General features: G+C 39.6%; 18 protein-coding genes. 5 read left to right on the plus strand and 13 right to left on the minus strand.

The features are described from left to right. Positions 1–79: 79 nt before the first annotated feature. Positions 80–976 carry a hydroxymethylglutaryl-CoA lyase gene (locus tag M3225_RS04085; RefSeq protein ID WP_251391275.1) on the plus strand — a complete coding sequence of 299 codons (897 nt, stop codon included), beginning with the start codon at positions 80–82 and terminating at the stop codon, positions 974–976. Positions 977–1,044: 68 nt separating this feature from the next. Continuing rightward, positions 1,045–1,956, plus strand: coding sequence for an alpha/beta hydrolase (locus tag M3225_RS04090; protein WP_251391276.1), 912 nt, complete (start codon positions 1,045–1,047; stop codon positions 1,954–1,956). On the opposite strand, the gene M3225_RS04095 is transcribed toward M3225_RS04090, so the two are convergent. Next, positions 1,953–2,291, minus strand: coding sequence for an iron-sulfur cluster biosynthesis family protein (locus tag M3225_RS04095; RefSeq protein WP_251391278.1), 339 nt, complete (start codon positions 2,289–2,291; stop codon positions 1,953–1,955). The two genes, M3225_RS04090 and M3225_RS04095, sit on opposite strands and share 4 nt — an antisense overlap. Before the next feature lie 130 nt (positions 2,292–2,421). Between M3225_RS04095 and M3225_RS04100 the strand changes: the two genes are divergently transcribed. After that, complete coding sequence (locus tag M3225_RS04100) at positions 2,422–2,637, plus strand: CDGSH iron-sulfur domain-containing protein (RefSeq protein ID WP_013059094.1); 216 nt, start codon at positions 2,422–2,424, stop codon at positions 2,635–2,637. A gap of 73 nt (positions 2,638–2,710) precedes the next feature. Here M3225_RS04100 and M3225_RS04105 read toward each other — a convergent pair whose 3' ends face one another. Together M3225_RS04105 and M3225_RS04110 are read right to left on the minus strand one after the other, a co-directional pair. After that, positions 2,711–3,505 (minus strand): SDR family NAD(P)-dependent oxidoreductase, encoded by a 795-nt coding sequence (locus tag M3225_RS04105; protein WP_251391281.1) that lies wholly within the window; start codon positions 3,503–3,505, stop codon positions 2,711–2,713. A gap of 23 nt (positions 3,506–3,528) precedes the next feature. Continuing rightward, the gene (locus tag M3225_RS04110; protein ID WP_251391283.1) at positions 3,529–4,485 is read right to left on the minus strand and encodes an MBL fold metallo-hydrolase; all 957 of its coding nucleotides are present in this window, start codon (positions 4,483–4,485) and stop codon (positions 3,529–3,531) included. Between the two features lie 268 nt (positions 4,486–4,753). On the opposite strand from M3225_RS04110, the gene proI reads away from it, so the two are divergent. Both proI and namA read left to right on the plus strand, forming a co-directional pair. Continuing rightward, complete coding sequence (proI, locus tag M3225_RS04115; protein WP_251391285.1) at positions 4,754–5,602, plus strand: pyrroline-5-carboxylate reductase ProI; 849 nt, start codon at positions 4,754–4,756, stop codon at positions 5,600–5,602. A 137-nt stretch (positions 5,603–5,739) separates the two neighbouring features. Beyond that, positions 5,740–6,756 (plus strand): NADPH dehydrogenase NamA, encoded by a 1,017-nt coding sequence (gene namA, locus M3225_RS04120; protein WP_251391287.1) that lies wholly within the window; start codon positions 5,740–5,742, stop codon positions 6,754–6,756. Between the two features lie 27 nt (positions 6,757–6,783). Here namA and rnz read toward each other — a convergent pair whose 3' ends face one another. The 10 genes from rnz to M3225_RS04170 form a co-directional block, all read right to left on the minus strand. Then, positions 6,784–7,713 carry a ribonuclease Z gene (gene rnz, locus M3225_RS04125; RefSeq protein WP_251391289.1) on the minus strand — a complete coding sequence of 310 codons (930 nt, stop codon included), beginning with the start codon at positions 7,711–7,713 and terminating at the stop codon, positions 6,784–6,786. Positions 7,714–7,781: 68 nt separating this feature from the next. Then, positions 7,782–9,140 (minus strand): aspartate aminotransferase family protein, encoded by a 1,359-nt coding sequence (locus M3225_RS04130; protein ID WP_251391291.1) that lies wholly within the window; start codon positions 9,138–9,140, stop codon positions 7,782–7,784. Between the two features lie 91 nt (positions 9,141–9,231). Continuing rightward, positions 9,232–10,701, minus strand: coding sequence for a CoA-acylating methylmalonate-semialdehyde dehydrogenase (locus tag M3225_RS04135; RefSeq protein WP_251391293.1), 1,470 nt, complete (start codon positions 10,699–10,701; stop codon positions 9,232–9,234). 206 nt (positions 10,702–10,907) lie between these two features. Next, complete coding sequence (locus M3225_RS04140; RefSeq protein ID WP_251391294.1) at positions 10,908–12,539, minus strand: PucR family transcriptional regulator; 1,632 nt, start codon at positions 12,537–12,539, stop codon at positions 10,908–10,910. Positions 12,540–12,678: 139 nt separating this feature from the next. Beyond that, positions 12,679–12,870 (minus strand): hypothetical protein, encoded by a 192-nt coding sequence (locus tag M3225_RS04145; protein ID WP_013059103.1) that lies wholly within the window; start codon positions 12,868–12,870, stop codon positions 12,679–12,681. Positions 12,871–13,148: 278 nt separating this feature from the next. Then, entirely contained in the window at positions 13,149–13,361 is a 213-nt protein-coding gene (locus M3225_RS04150; protein WP_251391296.1) for a hypothetical protein, read from the minus strand. 33 nt (positions 13,362–13,394) lie between these two features. Continuing rightward, the gene (gene hydA / locus M3225_RS04155) at positions 13,395–14,813 is read right to left on the minus strand and encodes a dihydropyrimidinase (RefSeq protein WP_251391298.1); all 1,419 of its coding nucleotides are present in this window, start codon (positions 14,811–14,813) and stop codon (positions 13,395–13,397) included. Positions 14,814–14,832: 19 nt separating this feature from the next. Next, positions 14,833–16,113: an NAD-dependent dihydropyrimidine dehydrogenase subunit PreA gene (preA, locus tag M3225_RS04160; protein WP_251391300.1), complete on the minus strand. Its 1,281-nt coding sequence runs from the start codon at positions 16,111–16,113 to the stop codon at positions 14,833–14,835. 21 nt (positions 16,114–16,134) lie between these two features. Continuing rightward, positions 16,135–17,496, minus strand: a complete 1,362-nt coding sequence (locus M3225_RS04165; protein WP_251391302.1) for an NAD(P)-dependent oxidoreductase — start codon at positions 17,494–17,496, stop codon at positions 16,135–16,137. Positions 17,497–17,721: 225 nt separating this feature from the next. Then, positions 17,722–18,840, minus strand: a complete 1,119-nt coding sequence (locus M3225_RS04170) for a tripeptidase T (protein ID WP_251391304.1) — start codon at positions 18,838–18,840, stop codon at positions 17,722–17,724. Position 18,841: the final 1 nt, after the last annotated feature.

The following is an 18,841-nucleotide window of genomic DNA, read 5'->3' on the forward strand; positions in this document are numbered from 1 at the left end:
ATAATTTTTATTGAATTTTAATTTTTTAGAATTAAAATAAGTATTAGTAAGCGTTTACATTGCGGAAGGGGAGCGGTTTATGGGATTTCCTGAAAAAGTAACAATTATAGAAGTTGGTCCACGGGATGGACTTCAAAATGAAAAAAATTTTGTTCCAACTGATAAAAAAATTAATTTTATCAAAAAATTAAAAGAAGCTGGACTATCCGAAATAGAAATTACATCCTTTGTTTCTCCAAAATGGGTTCCTCAAATGAAAGATGCTTCTACTGTTGCAAATACATTTCAGCCTGATACATGCCGAAACATCGTACTTGTGCCGAATCAAAAAGGCTTGGAAAAAGCACTGCAAGCTGATTGCCGCTCCGTTGCGCTGTTTATTGGCGTAAGCGATACCTTTAATCAAAAAAATATTAACAAAAACACCAAAGAAGCTGTACAAACGCTGCTCCCTCTCATTCAACAGCTTAAGCAGCAAGAATGTTTTATTCGAACTTGCGTTTCCACCGCCTTTTATTGCCCGTATGAAGGAAAAATAAATGAACGCGACGTGCTGACTCTTTGCGAAAGCTTTGTGGAAGCTGGAGTGGATGAGCTAAGCGTTGCTGATACAATTGGCATGGCAAATCCTAAAGATGTATTTTCACTTTTCTCGAAATTAAAACAAAGCTTTCCCCACACGTTACTTGCTGCGCACTTTCACGATACGAGAGGATTAGCCATTGCAAATATCTACGCAGCTCTGCAAGCCGGTATTAACAGGTTCGATTCATCCGCTGGCGGGTTAGGTGGATGTCCATTCGCTAAGGGAGCAACAGGAAACGTAGCTACGGAAGATCTTGTCTTTATGCTTCATGAAATGGGTATCTCCACTTCTATTAATGAAGAAAAGCTGCTCGAAGCGGTCGCTTTTATCGCTCCTTACATTTCAAGACCGATTGAAAGCAAGCAATACTCTTTGTTTGCACAGCGTTAAAAATTAGGTTTTTAGGAGAGCGATGCTATAATAAATAATAGCTATATTAACAAAAGGAGCCGCTAATCATGAAAAAATGGCTATTATTAATAGGAAGTGCTTTCGGAGCATTTGTCGCTCTTGGCATCTTTTTTACAAATCAAATGATGTATATCCGTAAAAAGACCGACAAAGTAATTATTGACCGCGATACGGAAGATGGCTTTTATGATGAGAAAGTCTATAACACTCTTCCTAAAGAAGCATTTGTGCTTCCTTCTTCTCTAGGCTATAACATAGCTGGGACCGTTATTAAACAACACGACAACAACCGATTTATGATTCTTTCGCACGGAGTTACAGTTCATTCACTGAACTCTATGAAATATGCTCGGCTTTTTCTAAAGCTTGGATGGAACGTCGTCCTTTATGATCACCGCCGTCACGGCAAGTCTGAAGGGAAAACAACGAGCTACGGCTATTATGAAAAGCTGGACCTTCAATCCGTTGTTCACTGGGCAAAAGAACAATTCGGTTCAACTATTTCCCTTGGTATTCACGGGGAGTCTATGGGAGCTGCGACCACTCTTTTGTATGCTGGAATGGAAGATGGAGCGGATTTTTATATTGTCGACTGCCCTTTTTCTGACTTGGAAGAACTTCTTGCCTATCGTCTAAAACAAGATTTCCACCTACCCAAACAGCTTGTGATGCCAGCAGCTAATATTATTTTAAAATGGCGAGAAGGCTATTCATTTAAGGACGTATCACCCATTTCAGTCGTAGATCAAATCAAACATCCTGTTCTGTTTATTCATAGTAAAGAAGATGACTATATTCTTCCTAAAATGACGGAGCAGCTGCATGCCAAAAAAATGGGAGCAAAGCGGATGTATTTGGCACCTGTAGGCACTCATGCCCGCTCGTATGCTGATAATCCAGGGGAATATGAACAAGTTATTGAATCATTTTTAGAAAAAATACAAAAAGAAGCGCTTTAAAGCGCTTCTTTTGTTTTATCGATAAATGACATGCGCGGATTTAAAATTTGAGAAGGACATTTTAGCATAAAAGTATATGCACTTTCATTGTAATCAATCGTCATATTATCATCTAAAAATACTTGCTTTGTTTTTTCGACAAGAACAGGAACAAAATTTGTCTCGATGGTTACATCATCGCCCTCTTTTTCATCAACAATCCATAGCGTCGTTACACCGCTCACAACACAGCCGCATCCATCCGTATCGTATTTTAATTTTAAATACAGTAAAGAATCTTTCCCGTACTTTTCTTGTACTTTTGCTATCGCTTTATCAGTAAAGGTAATATTCATTTTCCTTTAACTCCTTTTAAACTAATTGTATAAACAAACGAAAATTGCTTATATAATGAGTATAATACACATCTCGCTTTCATTAAACTCTGGCGCTTCATATAGATGTGTACAAAAAGGAGGTTTTTCTATGTCAAAAGTACAAATTAAAGTAATGGATAACGGCTCTTTCCGTGTCACTGGAGACGTTGAATTAATTGATGCAGACGGCAACAAATTTGAAACAAAGCCGACATTTTCACTATGCCGATGTGGCCAGTCGCAAAAGATGCCCTTTTGCGACGGAAATCATAAAGGGAAATTCGACTCTTGTGTGCGCGCTGCAAAAATTTTAGACGAGCAGTAGATTCATAGAAATACAACCTTACTGAACGAAAGCATTAACGCAAAACATTGGTAACCTGTGGTTAAAGCACAGGTTATTTTCTATTAAACGCATCCCCTGCCAATTTTTCTACGAGCCCTGGGGCAAGCTGATACATCTTCGAACCTATGTTCATCCACTTAGGCAAGTTGACTTCTCGTTTTGGTTTCCCAATAATATGGACCGTTTTTTCAGCTACGTATTGAGGTGTTAACATAAACTTTTCTACACTTTTTTCATAGTTTCCTGATTGATCTGCTATTGAAAAGAAGTTGGTTTGAATAGGACCTGGATTCACTGCGGTCACATAGATATCTGTTTTCGCTAATTCCATTCGCAAGCTGTTGGTAAACCCTAGCACGGCATGTTTAGAAGCTGAATAGCCACTGGATTTAGGCGTTGCAAGTTTGCCTGCTTGAGAAGCAATGTTAATAATATGTCCTTTGTTTTCTTTTAGCATATAAGCTAAAATTTCTTGTGTACATGCAATTAATCCAATAACATTGACTTGAAACATTGATGCAATTGTCGAAATAGATGCTTCTTTCACTTCTTCAAATACACCAAAGCCTGCATTATTAATCAGCACATCAACACGCTTAATTTCACTCATCATTTTCTGAACAACTCTTTTGACTTCCTCTACGTTCGCTACGTCAGCTCTATATATGTAAGAGGTAATCCCATACTTTTGACTAATTTGCTCAGCTACTCGCTGCAGCTTTTCTTCTGTACGTGCAAGTAAAACGGGGACGCCCCCTCTTTTGGCTACTTCATAAGCTAAATGTTCTCCAAGACCTCCTGAAGCGCCTGTAATCACGACATGTTGGTTCTTTAACGAGGATTTCAAATATAACACACCTTTTTTATAAGTTAAGAGCACACAGAATAAATAAGCGTACTTCCTTTTTCAAGTGTACTGATTTTATTTGCATCTTCTAAAAAATCGAGCTGACCAATTGTTTCAGAAAGAGTTAGCCCTAGTTCTTTTTCATAAATAGTAGGAAATAGCTGTTTGCAAATATCAAACGCTGTTTGAGGGCATTCTTTTATCATGCTAAGTACTTTATCCGCTCGGTCGCTCTGCTTTTGTAACCTCTCTTGTACAAGTTCACGAACATGTAACACTTCATCTCCATGACCTGTATAGATACAGTTTATCTCTAAGTCAAGCAGCCGTCTTAATGAATGATTATATTGAAGAAGCGTTTTAGGTCGCTCGCCGCTTGGTTTCATAGGAGGTTCAATAAGCGGATTAGATGAAATATGCTTTAACAGCAAATCTCCTCCAATCATAACCGCTGTTCTTTCATTGTATAATGCAATATGGCTTTGAGCATGCCCCGGCACTTCAAGCACTTTCCAACTCTCTAGGCCCGGAATGTAATCTCCTTCCTGTACAGAGGTTGTAAGAGAACGGTGACATGAATACTTCATTGATGCTTTTAAACGTTTTAAATAGGGGCGAAACCTTTCATCTACGCCGGCTTTCATAAAGTGATCTTCAAAAAACGCATCGTACCACTCAAAAAAATTCGGATTTTGGGAGATCCAAGGCTGATTTTTCGCATGACCGACTATGGCGATATCTTTATCAAAGAAATCAAGCATTCCTACGTGATCAGGATGGTGATGGGTTAGGACAACTTGCTTAATATCATCTGGTTTTAATCCTATTTCATTAAGCTTTTCTTTAAATACAGACCACGCTGCATCCGTTTTAATACCAGCATCGACTAACGTAACGGTCTGACCTTTTATAACAAAAACATTCACATCTCCTACCGCAAAAGGAGTAGGCAGCACAATTTTATATAATTGCTCATTCATCTGTATCTTTGCTCCTTTACCATCGTATTTTCTTTTAAGTTTACACGATTTTTCCCGTTATTTATACAATTGCGTTCGTTTTCTGAAAATTACATTGACATCCCTCTCTTTTTCATTGCATAATGACAGAAATATAGTGAAGTTTTATTCATATCTTTAGATAACTATGCATTTTATAAAGAAGAGATACACAAACACAAACCTTTAACAGATACTGAAATCTCAGTATCTGTTTTCATTGGATAGCAAATGACTGGAGGAACTTTAAATGAAAACGGATTTAAACATCGCCTTTATTGGAGCTGGATCAATGTCTGAAGCCATGATCTCAGGGCTGCTGTCAGATAAAAAGCTTCGCCCCAATCAAATCACCGTAACGAATCATAGCAACGATAAAAGACTTCACGAGCTTCGAAACGCCTATGGGATTAACATTACGCGTAATCATGCCTTGTTAATCGAAAAAAGCGATATCGTTGTGCTTGCTATTAAACCAAAAGACGTAGCGGAAAGCATCGATACGATTAAGTCCTATATTCGTCCGCACCACCTCGTTCTCTCTGTTTTAGCAGGTGTATCGACTGCCACAATTGTGAACTTGTTTGACCAAGAAATAGCGGTTGTAAGAGCTATGCCAAATACATCTGCCTCTATTGGATTATCGGCTACAGCCATTGCACCCGGCAAGTTTGCTACAGCAGAGCATATGAACGTTACTACTGCTTTATTTGAAACGATTGGTACGGTTACAACTGTAGAGGAAGAGCAGCTTCACGCTGTAACAGGACTATCTGGAAGCGGACCAGCGTACGTCTATTATCTAGTAGAAGCAATGGAAAAAGCAGCTGAAAAACAAGGCTTGGATACGTCAGTGTCAAATGAACTAATTCTTCAAACTCTTATCGGTGCTGCCGAAATGCTGAAACAGTCACCTAAAACGCCAGCCGTACTTCGAAAAGAAGTGATGAGTCCTGGCGGTACAACAGAAGCAGGAATCGAACAGCTTATTTCTCATAACTTCCAAGAAGCCATGATGCAGTGTATTGAACAAGCTACAATTCGCTCTAAATATTTAGGAGATACGATTGACGAAAAAATCGCGAGTAAACGTTCGTAAAGGTTAACCTCTTTCTAAAAAACGAAAGAGGTTTTTTTATGATTAAAAATGGATAAGCAGATTATGCGAAAGAAAATTCAATGCGGTGATATAATAACTTTTGTTTAGAGTATCGAAATAATTGGAGGTTAAACCGAATGACAACAAAACTATTTTCACCTTATACAGTGAAAGATGTAACATTAAAAAACCGAATTGTAATGTCACCAATGTGCATGTATTCATGCGAAAAGGAAGACGGCGTAGTAACCGATTTTCATATGGTTCACTACACAACTCGTGCGGTTGGACAAGTAGGTCTCATTATGGTTGAAGCCTCAGCTGTCGTGCCACAAGGTCGTATTTCAGCTCAAGACCTGGGAATTTGGAATGATAAGCAAAGAGACGGATTAACAAAACTTGTGACACAGCTAAAAGAAAACGGTGCAAAAACGGCCATTCAACTTGCACACGCAGGACGTAAAGCAACTGTTGAAGGCGATATTTATGCTCCTTCTGCTATTGCTTTTGATGATAAAAGTAAAAAACCGGTGGAAATGACCACAGAACAAATTCATGAAACGATTTCTGCCTTTAAAGAAAGCGCTCGACGCTCAAAAGAAGCTGGGTTTGATATTATCGAACTTCACGCGGCACACGGTTATTTAGTACATCAATTCCTATCACCGCTAAGCAATAAGCGCAGCGACGAATATGGCGGCAGCGCAGAAAATCGCTATCGTTTCTTAAAGGAAATTATTGAAGCTGTGAAGACAGAGTGGGACGGTCCTTTATTTGTCCGCGTTTCTGCTTCTGACTATACAGAAGGCGGATTAACAGTAGATGATCACGTTGCATTTGCAAAATGGATGAAAGAACAAGGCGTCGACTTAATTGATGTTAGTTCCGGTGCTCTTGTACATGCTCCAATCAACGTATACCCTGGCTATCAAGTGCCGTTTGCAGATAAAATTAAGCAGCAAGCGAATATTGATACAGGCGCAGTTGGGTTAATTACAACTGGACGACAAGCAGAAGAGATTCTGCAAAGCGAACGCGCTGATTTAATTTTTGTTGCGCGCGAACTTCTACGCGATCCGTACTTCCCGCGCACAGCGGCAAAAGAACTAAATGAAACACTTTCAGCACCCGTTCAGTACGAACGCGGATGGTAAAAAAAGACGAGGATATCCTCGTCTTTTTTATGAAATCGTAAACCTTTTTAAGTCTTCTGCTATATCGGTATTCGGAAAAATTTCTTTTGCCCCTTCTGCTAACCGGCTGACTGCATCTCCTTGGTAACGCGAACTAATATGAGATAAAATAAGACGCTCGGCCGATGCTGTTTTAGCAATTTCAGCGGCTTCTTTTGCAGTGGAATGAAAATAGTTGTAAGCCAGCTCTTCATCTCCCGCTGCAAAAGTAGCTTCATGGATTAACACATTCGCATGCATAGCAAGCTGAACACTTTGCGTACACATTCTTGTATCTCCTAAAACCGTGATAACCTTCCCTTTTTTAGGCTCTCCTACAAACTCTTGTCCATTAATAAGACGCCCATCTTTTAATACTACTTCTTTCCCTTCTTTTAACTGCTGATAGTGAGGCCCTGGGGGAATACTCATCTCTTTTAAACGCTGAACGTCCAGTGATCCTGGCAAATCTTTTTCGACAACTCGATATCCATAAGATAAAATGCCATGTTCAAGTTTGCCAAACTCCACTGAAAAAGTTTCATCTTCAAAAATCGTTCCACTTTCACTTTCCTCTTCTATTTCAACAATCTCTAGAGGATATTGCAGGTGAGTTTGACTTACAGCCAGCGTGACTTCAATAAATTCTTTAATTCCTTTTGGTCCGTATACAGTAAGCAGTGATTCTCCGCCTTGAAACGAACGGCTTCCAAGGAGTCCAGGTAATCCGTAAATATGATCACCGTGAAGGTGCGTAATAAAAATTTTCTCAATTCGCCTCGGTTTAACGGTTGTATGTAAAATTTGATGCTGTGTTGCTTCCCCGCAATCAAAAAGCCACACCGCCCCTCTTTCTTGCAAAAGTTCGAGCGCAAGAGATGAAACATTCCGCTGTTTTGCCGGTACTCCTGCACCCGTTCCTAAAAATAACAATTCCATTTTCTACTTCCTCCTTCACACGCACAAAAAGCCTGTAAGTATATTATACAGGCTTTTTGCAAACTTACCTATTTGATGCTGTCAAGCGCATACGTAATAGTAGCTAATAACAGCTCAATATCACTTTCCTCAATATTCAACGGCGGTGAGAGCGTGAGAACATTATTATAGCCGGCTACCGTTGCTCCATTTTTACCAATAATGACTCCTTTGCTTTTGCATTTGGCAATCACTTCATTTACAAGATTAACGTCTAACGGTTCCTTCGTTTGCTTATCAGCTACAAGTTCAATTCCGATTAAAAGCCCTTTGCCTCTTACATCTCCAACGTATGGGTGGCTATCAATAAGCGGCTTCATCTCACTTAATACGTAAGCACCGAGCTGTTTAGAACGACCAAAAAGATTTTCTCTCTCCATAATTTCTAAATTCTTTAATGCTAATGCACACGCAGCTGGGCTGCCTCCAAATGTATTAACATGGCGAAAATACTCGTACTGATCGCTATCTTTAAACGCTTCATAGATTTCTTTTTTAACAGCGGTTGCAGAAAGCGGAAGGTATGCGCTTGTAATTCCTTTTGCCATGGTAATGATATCTGGTTTTACGTCGTAATTCATAAAACCAAAGGCTTCTCCTGTACGACCAAAGCCGCAAATAACCTCATCTACAATTAGAAGTGCACCGTGTTTTTCACACGTTTCTTTTACGCCTTTCATATAATTTTGAGGCGGTAAAAGAATTCCTCCACCTGTAATAATTGGCTCCATAATAACAGCGGCAATGGTTTCGCTTAGCTCCCACGTCATGACATTGTCAATATCTTTTACGGATTGAAGCTCTTCTTTTGGCGCATGGTAATCATCTTGCCCTCGGTACGAATCAGGCGGCGCAACGTGAATAAAACCAGGAGCAAGCGGTTCATATTTATATTTACGCTGAGCTTGACCTGTTGCTGCTAGTGCGCCCATTGAATTTCCGTGATACCCTCGGTAACGCGAAATAAATTTGTAGCGAGAATGCTCTCCTTTTTGTTGATGGTACTGACGCACAATTTTAAAAGCCGTTTCGTTGGCTTCCGATCCGCTATTCGAAAAGAAGATAACATAGTCATCACCTAGCATTTCATTTAGCTTCTCTGCTAGTTTGATAGCAGGTACGTGAGATTGCGTGAGTGGAAAATAAGCCAGTTCTTTTAGCTGTTCATAAGCTGCAAGCGCTAATTCATCCCGTCCATACCCAGTATTTACACACCAAAGCCCTGCCATTGCATCTAAGTAGCGATTTCCTTGTTCATCTGTAATCCAAGCCCCTTTTGCTTTTGTAGCTACTATCGTTGCATCCGGGCTGTATGGTTTCATTCCATGCCATACATACTGCTCATCTTTTGCACGCAGATCTTTTTCATTTTGACTGACCTGTACCATCCTATTCACTCCCAAATCGCTAGCGCGTATTTTTTCTGTATGAAAAGACTTCGACAAAATGCCGAAGCCACTTGCTATATTCATCTATATGTTAAAAATCAAAGCGTGATGTAACCATCTTTTTACGTGTAAAAAAGTTCAAACCGTCTTTGCCGTTTACATGCAAATCTCCGTAAAAAGAGTCTTTCCAACCGGAGAATGGGAAGAAGGCCATGGTAGCAGGTACTCCTACGTTTATGCCAAGCATACCGGCATCTGCTTCTTCTCTAAATTGACGCACCGCTTTAGCATCTTTTGTATAAATCGTTGCTCCATTTCCAAAACGAGATTTTTCCATATAACGAAGTGCTTCATCTAATGTGTCAGCGCGAAGCAAGCTTAGTACAGGTGCAAAAATCTCTTCTTTAGCAATGGTCATATCAGGAGTTACGCGGTCAAAAATCGTTGCACCTAAGAAATTGCCTTCTGCATGTTCATCCATTTCTTTACGTCCGTCACGAATGAGTTCCGCTCCTTCTTTCATGCCAAGTTCAATATAATCCAGCACTTTATCACGGTGCTCTTTTCGAATCACAGGTGTTAGAAGCACTTCATCGTCAAAGCCGCTTCCCATAATTAATTCATCCGCTTTTTGCTTTAATTTTGAAACGAATTCATCGCCTTTCTCACCAACCACGACAACGGCGCTGCAGGCCATGCATCGCTGGCCGGCACTTCCATAAGCCGAGCTGATAATATGTGATACCGCTTTATCCATATCGCAGTCTGGCATCACAACATGATGATTTTTAGCTCCGGATAGAGCCTGAACTCGCTTCCCTTGAGCTGCAGCTTGTTCATAAACATATTTTGCTACCGGCTGCGATCCGACGAATGAAATCGCTTTAACTTTTTCATGTTCAATTAATCCGTTAACAACATCATGTGCACCGTGCACAATATTTAACAACCCATCCGGTGCTCCGGCTTCTGTAAAAAGTTCAGCAAGTCGCGTTGCTAAAAGCGGCGTTCGCTCAGACGGTTTTAATACAAACGCATTTCCACATACAATTGCAAGAGGGAACATCCAAAGCGGTACCATCATCGGAAAGTTAAAAGGTGTGATGCCGCCGACTACACCAAGTGGAAAACGGAACATTTCAGAATCAATTTCTTCCGCTATGTTATTTAATGATTCGCCCATTAATAAAGTAGGAGCACCCGCAGCAAACTCCACGCATTCAATACCGCGCTGTACTTCACCGTAAGCTTCTTTAAAAGCCTTACCGTTTTCTTGTACAACTAATTTAGCTAACTCTTCGTGATGCTTAACTAGTAAATGCTGAAACGCAAACATTAATCTTGCTCGTTTTGGAGCAGGAACGTTACGCCATGTTTCAAATGTTTTTTGCGCTGTTTCCACCGCATTAGCTACATCTTCTTTTGTAGAAAGCGGTACTTTTGCAATCACTTCTCCAGTCGATGGGTTAATCACCTCTCCAAATTCTTTTCCTGCCGTATCAACCCATTTTCCGCCCACGTAATTTTTTAAAACTTGCGTATCATTATTCACAACTGACATATCGCTTGGCCTCCTCGAAAAATAAGAAATGACAAATCTACCTTTATTATTGAATAAATAAATGGTGGTTGCATTAGACAAAATGTGAAACAACTCTAGATTCTCGTTTCACATTTTGCGCAGTGAACTCGGAGAAAGCATGAACTAAAATGAACATATAGTAAAATCAGCCTCAACATAAAAAACAGCTGTTTCCAGCTGCTTACTTATCCGTTTATAAATTCCGCGCGCGACTTTTTCATCATAAACAAATATTCATATGCCATAATCATAAACTCAATCGCCAGTCGTTTTTCCGGCTCCATAAAATCTTCACCCAGCAGCTTTTCTAGTTTTTCAATGCGGTGATACAGCGTTTGTCGGACAATGTATAGACGCTTAGCCGTCTCTTGTTTAGATCCGTTGCATGCTAAATAAATTTTTAATGTTTCCATGAGTTTTGCATTGTACGTCTCATCATATGTAATAACGGGCTGCAGATATTCAAATACCACTTCCTGTAAGTCTTCATGCTGATGCAAAAGCGAAATAATTCGGTACATATGCAAATCATCATAAAAATGAATAATCGTTTGTTTTTGCAGCATTTCTTGAATGGAAATCGTTTCTTTAGCCGTTTCATAGCTTTTATGCATACAGTCAAGCTGTTCACAATATTGGCCAATTCCGATAAAGCTAATGGCGTTCCGCTTTGAATTTTCATCTGATTCGTATTGATTCATCCAGCGATGAAGGCTGTTTTCTAATCTCTCTCTCCATGTGCTAACCATTCGTTTGTTCAAAAGAATAAATAATACTTCGCGATTTCGCTCGGAGACTAATAAGTGAAAGCCTTCTTGTTCAAAGATGCTTCGCAAGATAAGCTTAAAATACGTTCGATCAAACTTTTCCCGTCTTTGCCACTTACAGCAAACAACGACACCTCCGCGAATAGGAGAGTCTGAACACACTTCGTGCATAGAGTCTTTTATTTGTTCAAGAGTTAACTCTCCGTTCATCCATTTCGTCATCCATTCGGTTTCATCTACTCTTTTTTTCTCTTCGACATATAAGTCCTTCAAAAAATGCTGAGCAAGTGCAGTTGCCGTCCGGTCAACGGTGAGCACTTCAAGTTCTGTTAATGCTTCATTTATAGAAGCGACATACAGCTGAGCATAATCTTGTCCTAATAAATGAATAGGCTGCTCCGTAAAATGCGGACTCTCATTTTCACTGCTTATATAATGAAGTAGAAGCTGCTGTTTGAGCAAGTCCATCTCCGGAGCAAAGGTAAGTAATTCATTTGAAACTTTAAGGCCGACAAGAAGCCCTGTAGATTCATATAAGCATTGTAAGATGACGGCAGGATCGTTAACTGTTAACAGCAGCTGATTTAGCCTATGAGAATACTGTTCTAAATCGGAAATCATTTGATAATGCTGATTAATTAAAAGCGAGTGGACATCTTGCGTAATTTCAACGAATGGAACTTCCTCATGAAACAAAATAATCGGGAAATCACATTCGTTCGCTTTATCAATCACAATTTGCGGAATCTTAGAAGTATAAGTGCCAAGTTCAATACACAGTCCTGATGCCTTACAAGAAATTAATTGCTGAAGAAATGATAAACAAGATTGAGGATCTTCTCCCCAGCCTACCCCTGTTGATAAAATGAGCTCATTTCCTTTTAGCAGCTCATTGATGCGCGTCACTTCCATCACGTGCACCCACTTCACAGAATTAGTAAGCCCTTTCTCTCCAGCTATTACTTCACAGTTTACAAAATGTTTCCTTGTTAAAATCTCTGTTACTGTTAAATATGATTTCAAGTCAACACCGCCCCTAGCGAATTTCACATCATGTCTCCTGGATCATTAACGCGTATTTCGCATATGTGTAGAACAAAAGCTATATCTTCTTACATTATATTAAATATTTAGAAGAAATAAAATATTTAATGAAAGAAACGAAAAAAGCTGTAACGATAAGAGATCGTTACAGCTTCTGAGCCGTTTGCTGTAATTTATTAAAAAAACCGTGGCGTTTAACCGCTTGTTCTTTAATTCGGTGAATTTCTTTTTTATAAAAACGCAAATCTTGTAGTGACACTGCATTTAACATTTCCATTTTTAATTTATCAATAATTTTTGTTTCTTCTTGTGTCATACACTGTGTAGCTTGATCCATCCGTGTCACACCCTTTTTGTATTTAGTAGATTCATTTTGAAAACGTTCTACTATAATATTTACTACAATTTACTAGATAACTAAACCTTTTCTCTTTCGATGTAAACGAAATGTAACAACTGTAATACAGTGAATGGATAATATCTAGTTATTTTGCTTCAAATCTAAAACGAAAAAAACAAAAAAAAACGGATCACTTTTGTCAGCCAATATAGTAAAAAACTTATAGGTATTAGTAAATAAAGAAAAAACCATGTCTTTTCAGACATGGTTCATTTTTATACTTGTTGAATCAACACGGATGAAAAATATTTTCTAGCATCCGCCGTCAATATATGAAGCGCTTCTTGTTCGGTTTGGTTATTTTCGGTGCGTTCGAACGTCACAAATGCCCCGCTTAGATTCTCTGTTACGGCCGTTATTTTAAATCCCTTTTGCAGCAAAAAATCAATCTTTTCTCGCTCTGCCATATATTCATGGTAACTTGACATTTCCCTACCCCCGATCTATTTCTTCATCTGTTTTTATAACATTAATTTTTCAGCTTCGTTAGCCGTATTTAACTCGTTAAACTTTGCTCTTTTTGTATACTGTCCGTAGCCTTTTTGACCAACAAACAGCTTATCTTTTACAACAAATTCTCCGCGGCAAAGCACTGAAACCGGCTCACCTGTGACTTTCATTCCCTCAAACGCGCTATAGTCGACTGCCAGATGATGCGTTTTGGCTGAAATCGTACGTTCAACAGAAGGGTCAAATATAAGCAGATCCGCGTCTGCACCAACCGCTATCGTTCCTTTTTTCGGATACAGTCCGAACAGTTTAGCAATTTTAGTTGATGTTATATCAACAAACTGATTTATATTAATTCGCTTTTTCACCACTCCTTCTGAAAATAAAATGCTCATGCGATCCTCGATAATAGGTCCTCCGTTTGGAATCTTCGTAAAATCTCCTTTTCCTAGATCCTTTTGACCGTTAAAATCAAACGAGCACTGATCTGATCCAATCGTTTGCAAGTCTCCGTTACGCAAAGCATTCCATAAAATATCTTGGTTCCACTTTTCACGTAAAGGCGGCGACCATACGTATTTTGCTCCTTCAAAATTCGGTTTTTCTAAATAGGTTTGGTCAAGCGTCAAATACTGCGGACACGTTTCTCCCCAGATATTTACACCTTTTTCCCTTGCTTCAGCAATCTTTTTAACCGCTTCAGCGCACGATACGTGAACAACATAGAGCTGTGAGTCAGCCAGCTCCGTTAGCACCGCGGCTCTTCCCGTAGCTTCTCCTTCTATTTCTGGAGGACGAGTCAGTGCATGATAGATAGGATCGGTTTGACCCTGCTCTAGTGCTTGTGCCGTTAAATACTCAATAACATCTCCATTTTCAGCATGTACCATCACAAGCGCCCCTAGTTTTTTAGCTTGCACTAGCGTTTGATACAAGGTAGCATCATCTGCTTGAAAAACATTTTTATAGGCCATGAATACTTTAAAAGAAGTAATTCCTTCTTTTTCAATAATCGTAGGAAGCTCATTTAATACATCTTCTGTGATTTCTCCAATCATTAGATGAAAGCTATAATCGATAGCCGCTTTTCCTTTTGATTTTTCATGCCATGTGCTGATCGCTTTTTGCAGCGGTTCGCCTTTATTGGTTAAGCAAAAATCGATAATAGTTGTCGTACCTCCAAAAGCTGCTGCTCTTGTGCCTGTTTCAAAGTCATCTTTTGTAACAGTGCCTCCAAACGGCATATCTAAATGAGTATGAGGATCGATGCCTCCTGGGAATACATAGTTGCCTTTCGCATCAATCACTTCACATCCCTGCTCTTCAAAAGCCGAGCCGATTGCCGAAATAACTCCATTTTCAATTAAAATATCGGCTTTATACGTATCTGTTGCTGTCACTACTACACCATTTTTAACTATTTTCTTCATTTCTTCATCCCCTTTGTATTTATACGTCTAATCGCTGCACAGCCGTCGCTTGTAAAGCAGCTTGGCGTTCATTCCACGTCATTGGAGGCTGTTCATTTGGTAATTCAACCATGGATATCGCCCCGTCCACAGGACATACAATCGAACATAAATTACAGCCTACACAATCTTCTTCTCGTACTTTTAAATAAGATTTCCCCGAAGGATCTTTCAGCATATCAATGCATTGATGAGAAGTATCTTCACAAGAAATATGACACTTATTGCAGTTAATACACGTATCCGGGTCAATGCGAGCCACTACTTTATAATTGAGATCTAAGTTGCCCCAGTCGGAATATTTTGAAACGGCTTTTCCTACAATGTCACTTACTTTTTTGATTCCTCTTTCATCCAAATAATAATTGAGACCTTGAATCATATCCTCTACAATGCGGAATCCATGATGCATAGCTGCTGTACATACTTGCACACCTGCAGCACCCATTAACATAAATTCGACGGCTTCTTGCCAGTTCGAAACGCCTCCCATACCTGATATTGGAACGTTAATGAATGGACTTCTCGCACATTCAGCGACCATATTTAAGGCAATTGGCTTAACAGCAGGGCCGCAATAACCTCCGTGAGCACCTTTTCCTGCTACGTGTGGAATCGTATTCCATGAATGAATGTCTACTCCTGCTAAACTATTAATAGTGTTAATCATACTAACAGCGTCAGCACCGCCTCGAACCGCTGCTTCTGCTGTAACTGTGATATCTGTGATATTTGGCGTTAATTTAACAATGACCGGCGTTTGGGCAACTTCTTTAGCCCAATACGTTTGTTTTTCAACCAAATCGGGGACTTGCCCAGAGGCAGCACCCATCCCTCGTTCTGCCATTCCATGCGGACAGCCAAAGTTCAGCTCTAATCCATCCACTCCTACGTCTTCTACTTTTTTGACAATCTCATGCCATTTTTCTTGCTGAGGCTCTACCATAAGAGAGGCGATAATTGCGTGGTTAGGAAACTTCTTTTTAGTTTCATAGATTTCCTTCAAATTGACTTCAAGCGGACGATCGGTGATTAACTCAATATTATTAAAGCCAGCTACGCGCTGACCGTTGAAGCCAACGGCAGCAAATCGAGAGGAAACATTTAAAATCGGATCACCAAGCGTTTTCCAAACTGCGCCTCCCCATCCTGCTTCAAATGCACGCTGCACTTGATAACCTGAATTGGTTGGCGGTGCGGATGCCAGCCAAAACGGATTTGGTGATTGAATACCTGCTAAATTTGTTGTTAAATTTGCCATAGATTTCTCCTCCTCCTGATTTTAAGCTGTTTCCATTGTTTCTTTTGTTAACTGCATATGAATATTTAACGCCGTTTGTTTTCCTTGCTGAGCAGCTGTCACAACCATTGCTTCTCCTTGCCCTTTACCAAAAATAACGTCTCCACAAGCAAATACTTTTGGATTTGATGTTTGGAACGTCTCTTGATTAATTAAGACAACTCCGTCTTCATGATGCAGCTGAAATTGTTGAATCAAGGATAGGTATCGTTCTTGACCAATTGCTTTCACAACAGCGTCGACTGGAATCGTAAACGTTGAACCTTCAACAGGAACAGGCTTCCTGCGGCCGTCTGCATCTGGATCTGTTAACGTCATTTTTACGCATTCAATTCCGCTCACCTTACCATTTTCATCTCCAATAATTCGTATAGGAGCTGTTAACCAACGGAATTCAACACCATCTTGTTTCGCAAATTCAAATTCAAAATCATAAGCCGTCATTTCTTCTCGTGTACGACGGTATAAAATTTGAACATTTTCAGCCCCCAAGCGCACGGAACACGTAGCACCATCAATCGCAGTATTTCCCGCACCAATGACGGCAACACGTTTATCCACAAATTCTGTTGATAACGCTTCTGACTTCGTTTTTTTAACGAAATCAATCGCATCATACACACCGTCTAGCTCTTCACCTTCAACATGTAGAGAAGGCACCTTACTCATACCAATAGCTAATACAACCGCATCATATGACTGCAATAATTCGCTTGGAAGAATATCTTCTCCAATTCTTACGTTCGTTTTAATTTTCACATCTAAGCTTTTTACTTGTTCAACTTCCCAGAATGAAATCGCTTGAGGAAGACGAAAAGACACGATTCCATATGTATTTAACCCTCCTGCTTGTTTTTCCGCTTCAAAAATGGTTACATCGTACCCAAATCGCGCCAATTCTCTTGCTGCAGAAAGACCAGCCGGACCTCCACCAACAATCGCTACTTTTTTGCCATTTGCTTTTCCTTTCTCAAACAGCACCTGTTCATTTTGAATAGCCCAATCCGTTGCGTAGCGCTGCAAATCTCCAATCATAATTGGTTTTGTTGAATGGTTAAGCACGCACGCTCCTTCACATAGTTCATCGGTTGGACAGACTCTCGAACAGCTTGCTCCTACGGGATTAGAGGACATAATCGTTTCAGCAGACCCTTTTAAATTGCCCGATGCAATTTTTTTAATAAACGTCGGGATGTCAATTCCTGTAGGGCATGCCTGAATACAGGGTGCATCATAACAGTACAAACATCGATTAGATTCTTCGACTGCTTCTCTATTGGACAACCCTTTTTCTACTTCATTAAAGTTTTGAATGATGGACTGCAAACTTTCCGGTGATCGCATTGCATCAACCTCCCAAAGATACTTGTTGATAAAACCTAAATTGAAAGCGCTTACATATTTTTTATATACGTTATTTTCAACTTCTAATTTGGTAAAATGTATTACTATCTTTATTGTACAAAACGATCATCTTTTCTTCATTATACATTATGTTAAAAAATTCAGACTATTTACTATTCACTATGTAAAAAGCCTTGCTTTTATATAAAAGCAAGGCTTCAACTATTATTTTGCTACTTCCTTAATAATCGACACTACTAGTTCAGATGTCTTCACTAGTTCTTCTACCGGAATCTTTTCATTTGTTGTATGAATGTCTTCATAACCAACTGCTAAGTTTACTGTTGGGATATCAAAGCCTGCGATTACATTGGCATCGCTTCCGCCTCCGCTTTGAAGCAAGCGTGAAGGACGATTGATATTAGCTACCGCTTTTTTAGCAACTTCGACAACATGATCTCCATCGCCAAATTTAAAGCCTGGATACATCACTTTAATATCAACTTCTGCACGTCCACCCATTTCTTGTGCAGCTGTTTCAAACGCTTCCTTCATTTTCGCTACTTGTGCTTCCATTTTTTCTGGAATTAACGAACGAGCTTCTGCTAAAATATCGACGCGGTCACATACGATATTCGTTTGCGTTCCGCCTTCAAAACGTCCGATATTCGCTGTAGTCTCTTCATCAATACGTCCAAGCGGCATTTTAGAAATGGCTCTTGAAGCAATAGTAATAGCAGAAACGCCTCGTTCAGGAGCTACACCTGCATGAGCTGTTTTTCCATAAATTGTTGCATTTACTTTTGCCTGCGTCGGAGCAGCAACAATAATGTCTCCCACTTTGCCATCACTATCTAAAGCATAGCCGAATTTTGCCGTTACGAGATTAGAATCAAGAGCTTTAGCGCCCACTAAGCCAGATTCTTCTCCTACTGTAATAATAAATTCAATTTTTCCATGCGTAATTTTTTCTTCTTTTAATACCGCGATTGCTTCTAGCATTGCTGCTAAACCTGCTTTATCATCAGCACCAAGAATCGTCGTGCCGTCACTTTTAATATAGCCATCTTCAATAGATGGTTTAATACCGTTTCCAGGTACTACTGTATCCATATGAGAAGTAAAATAGATTGTGTCTACGCCTTCTTTTGTAGCTGGCAGTGTGCAGATTAAGTTGTTGGCTCCGTGGCCTGTTTTTTCTTTGGCATCATCTTCTACTACTTCGACACCTAATGCAGTAAATTTTTCTTTTAGTACAACAGCAATTTTTTCTTCATGCTTTGTTTCTGAATCTACTTGTACTAATTCAATAAATAAATCAACTATTCGTTGTTCATTAATCATA

This window comes from Priestia aryabhattai (genome assembly GCF_023715685.1).
Taxonomy (GTDB): domain Bacteria; phylum Bacillota; class Bacilli; order Bacillales; family Bacillaceae_H; genus Priestia; species Priestia aryabhattai_B.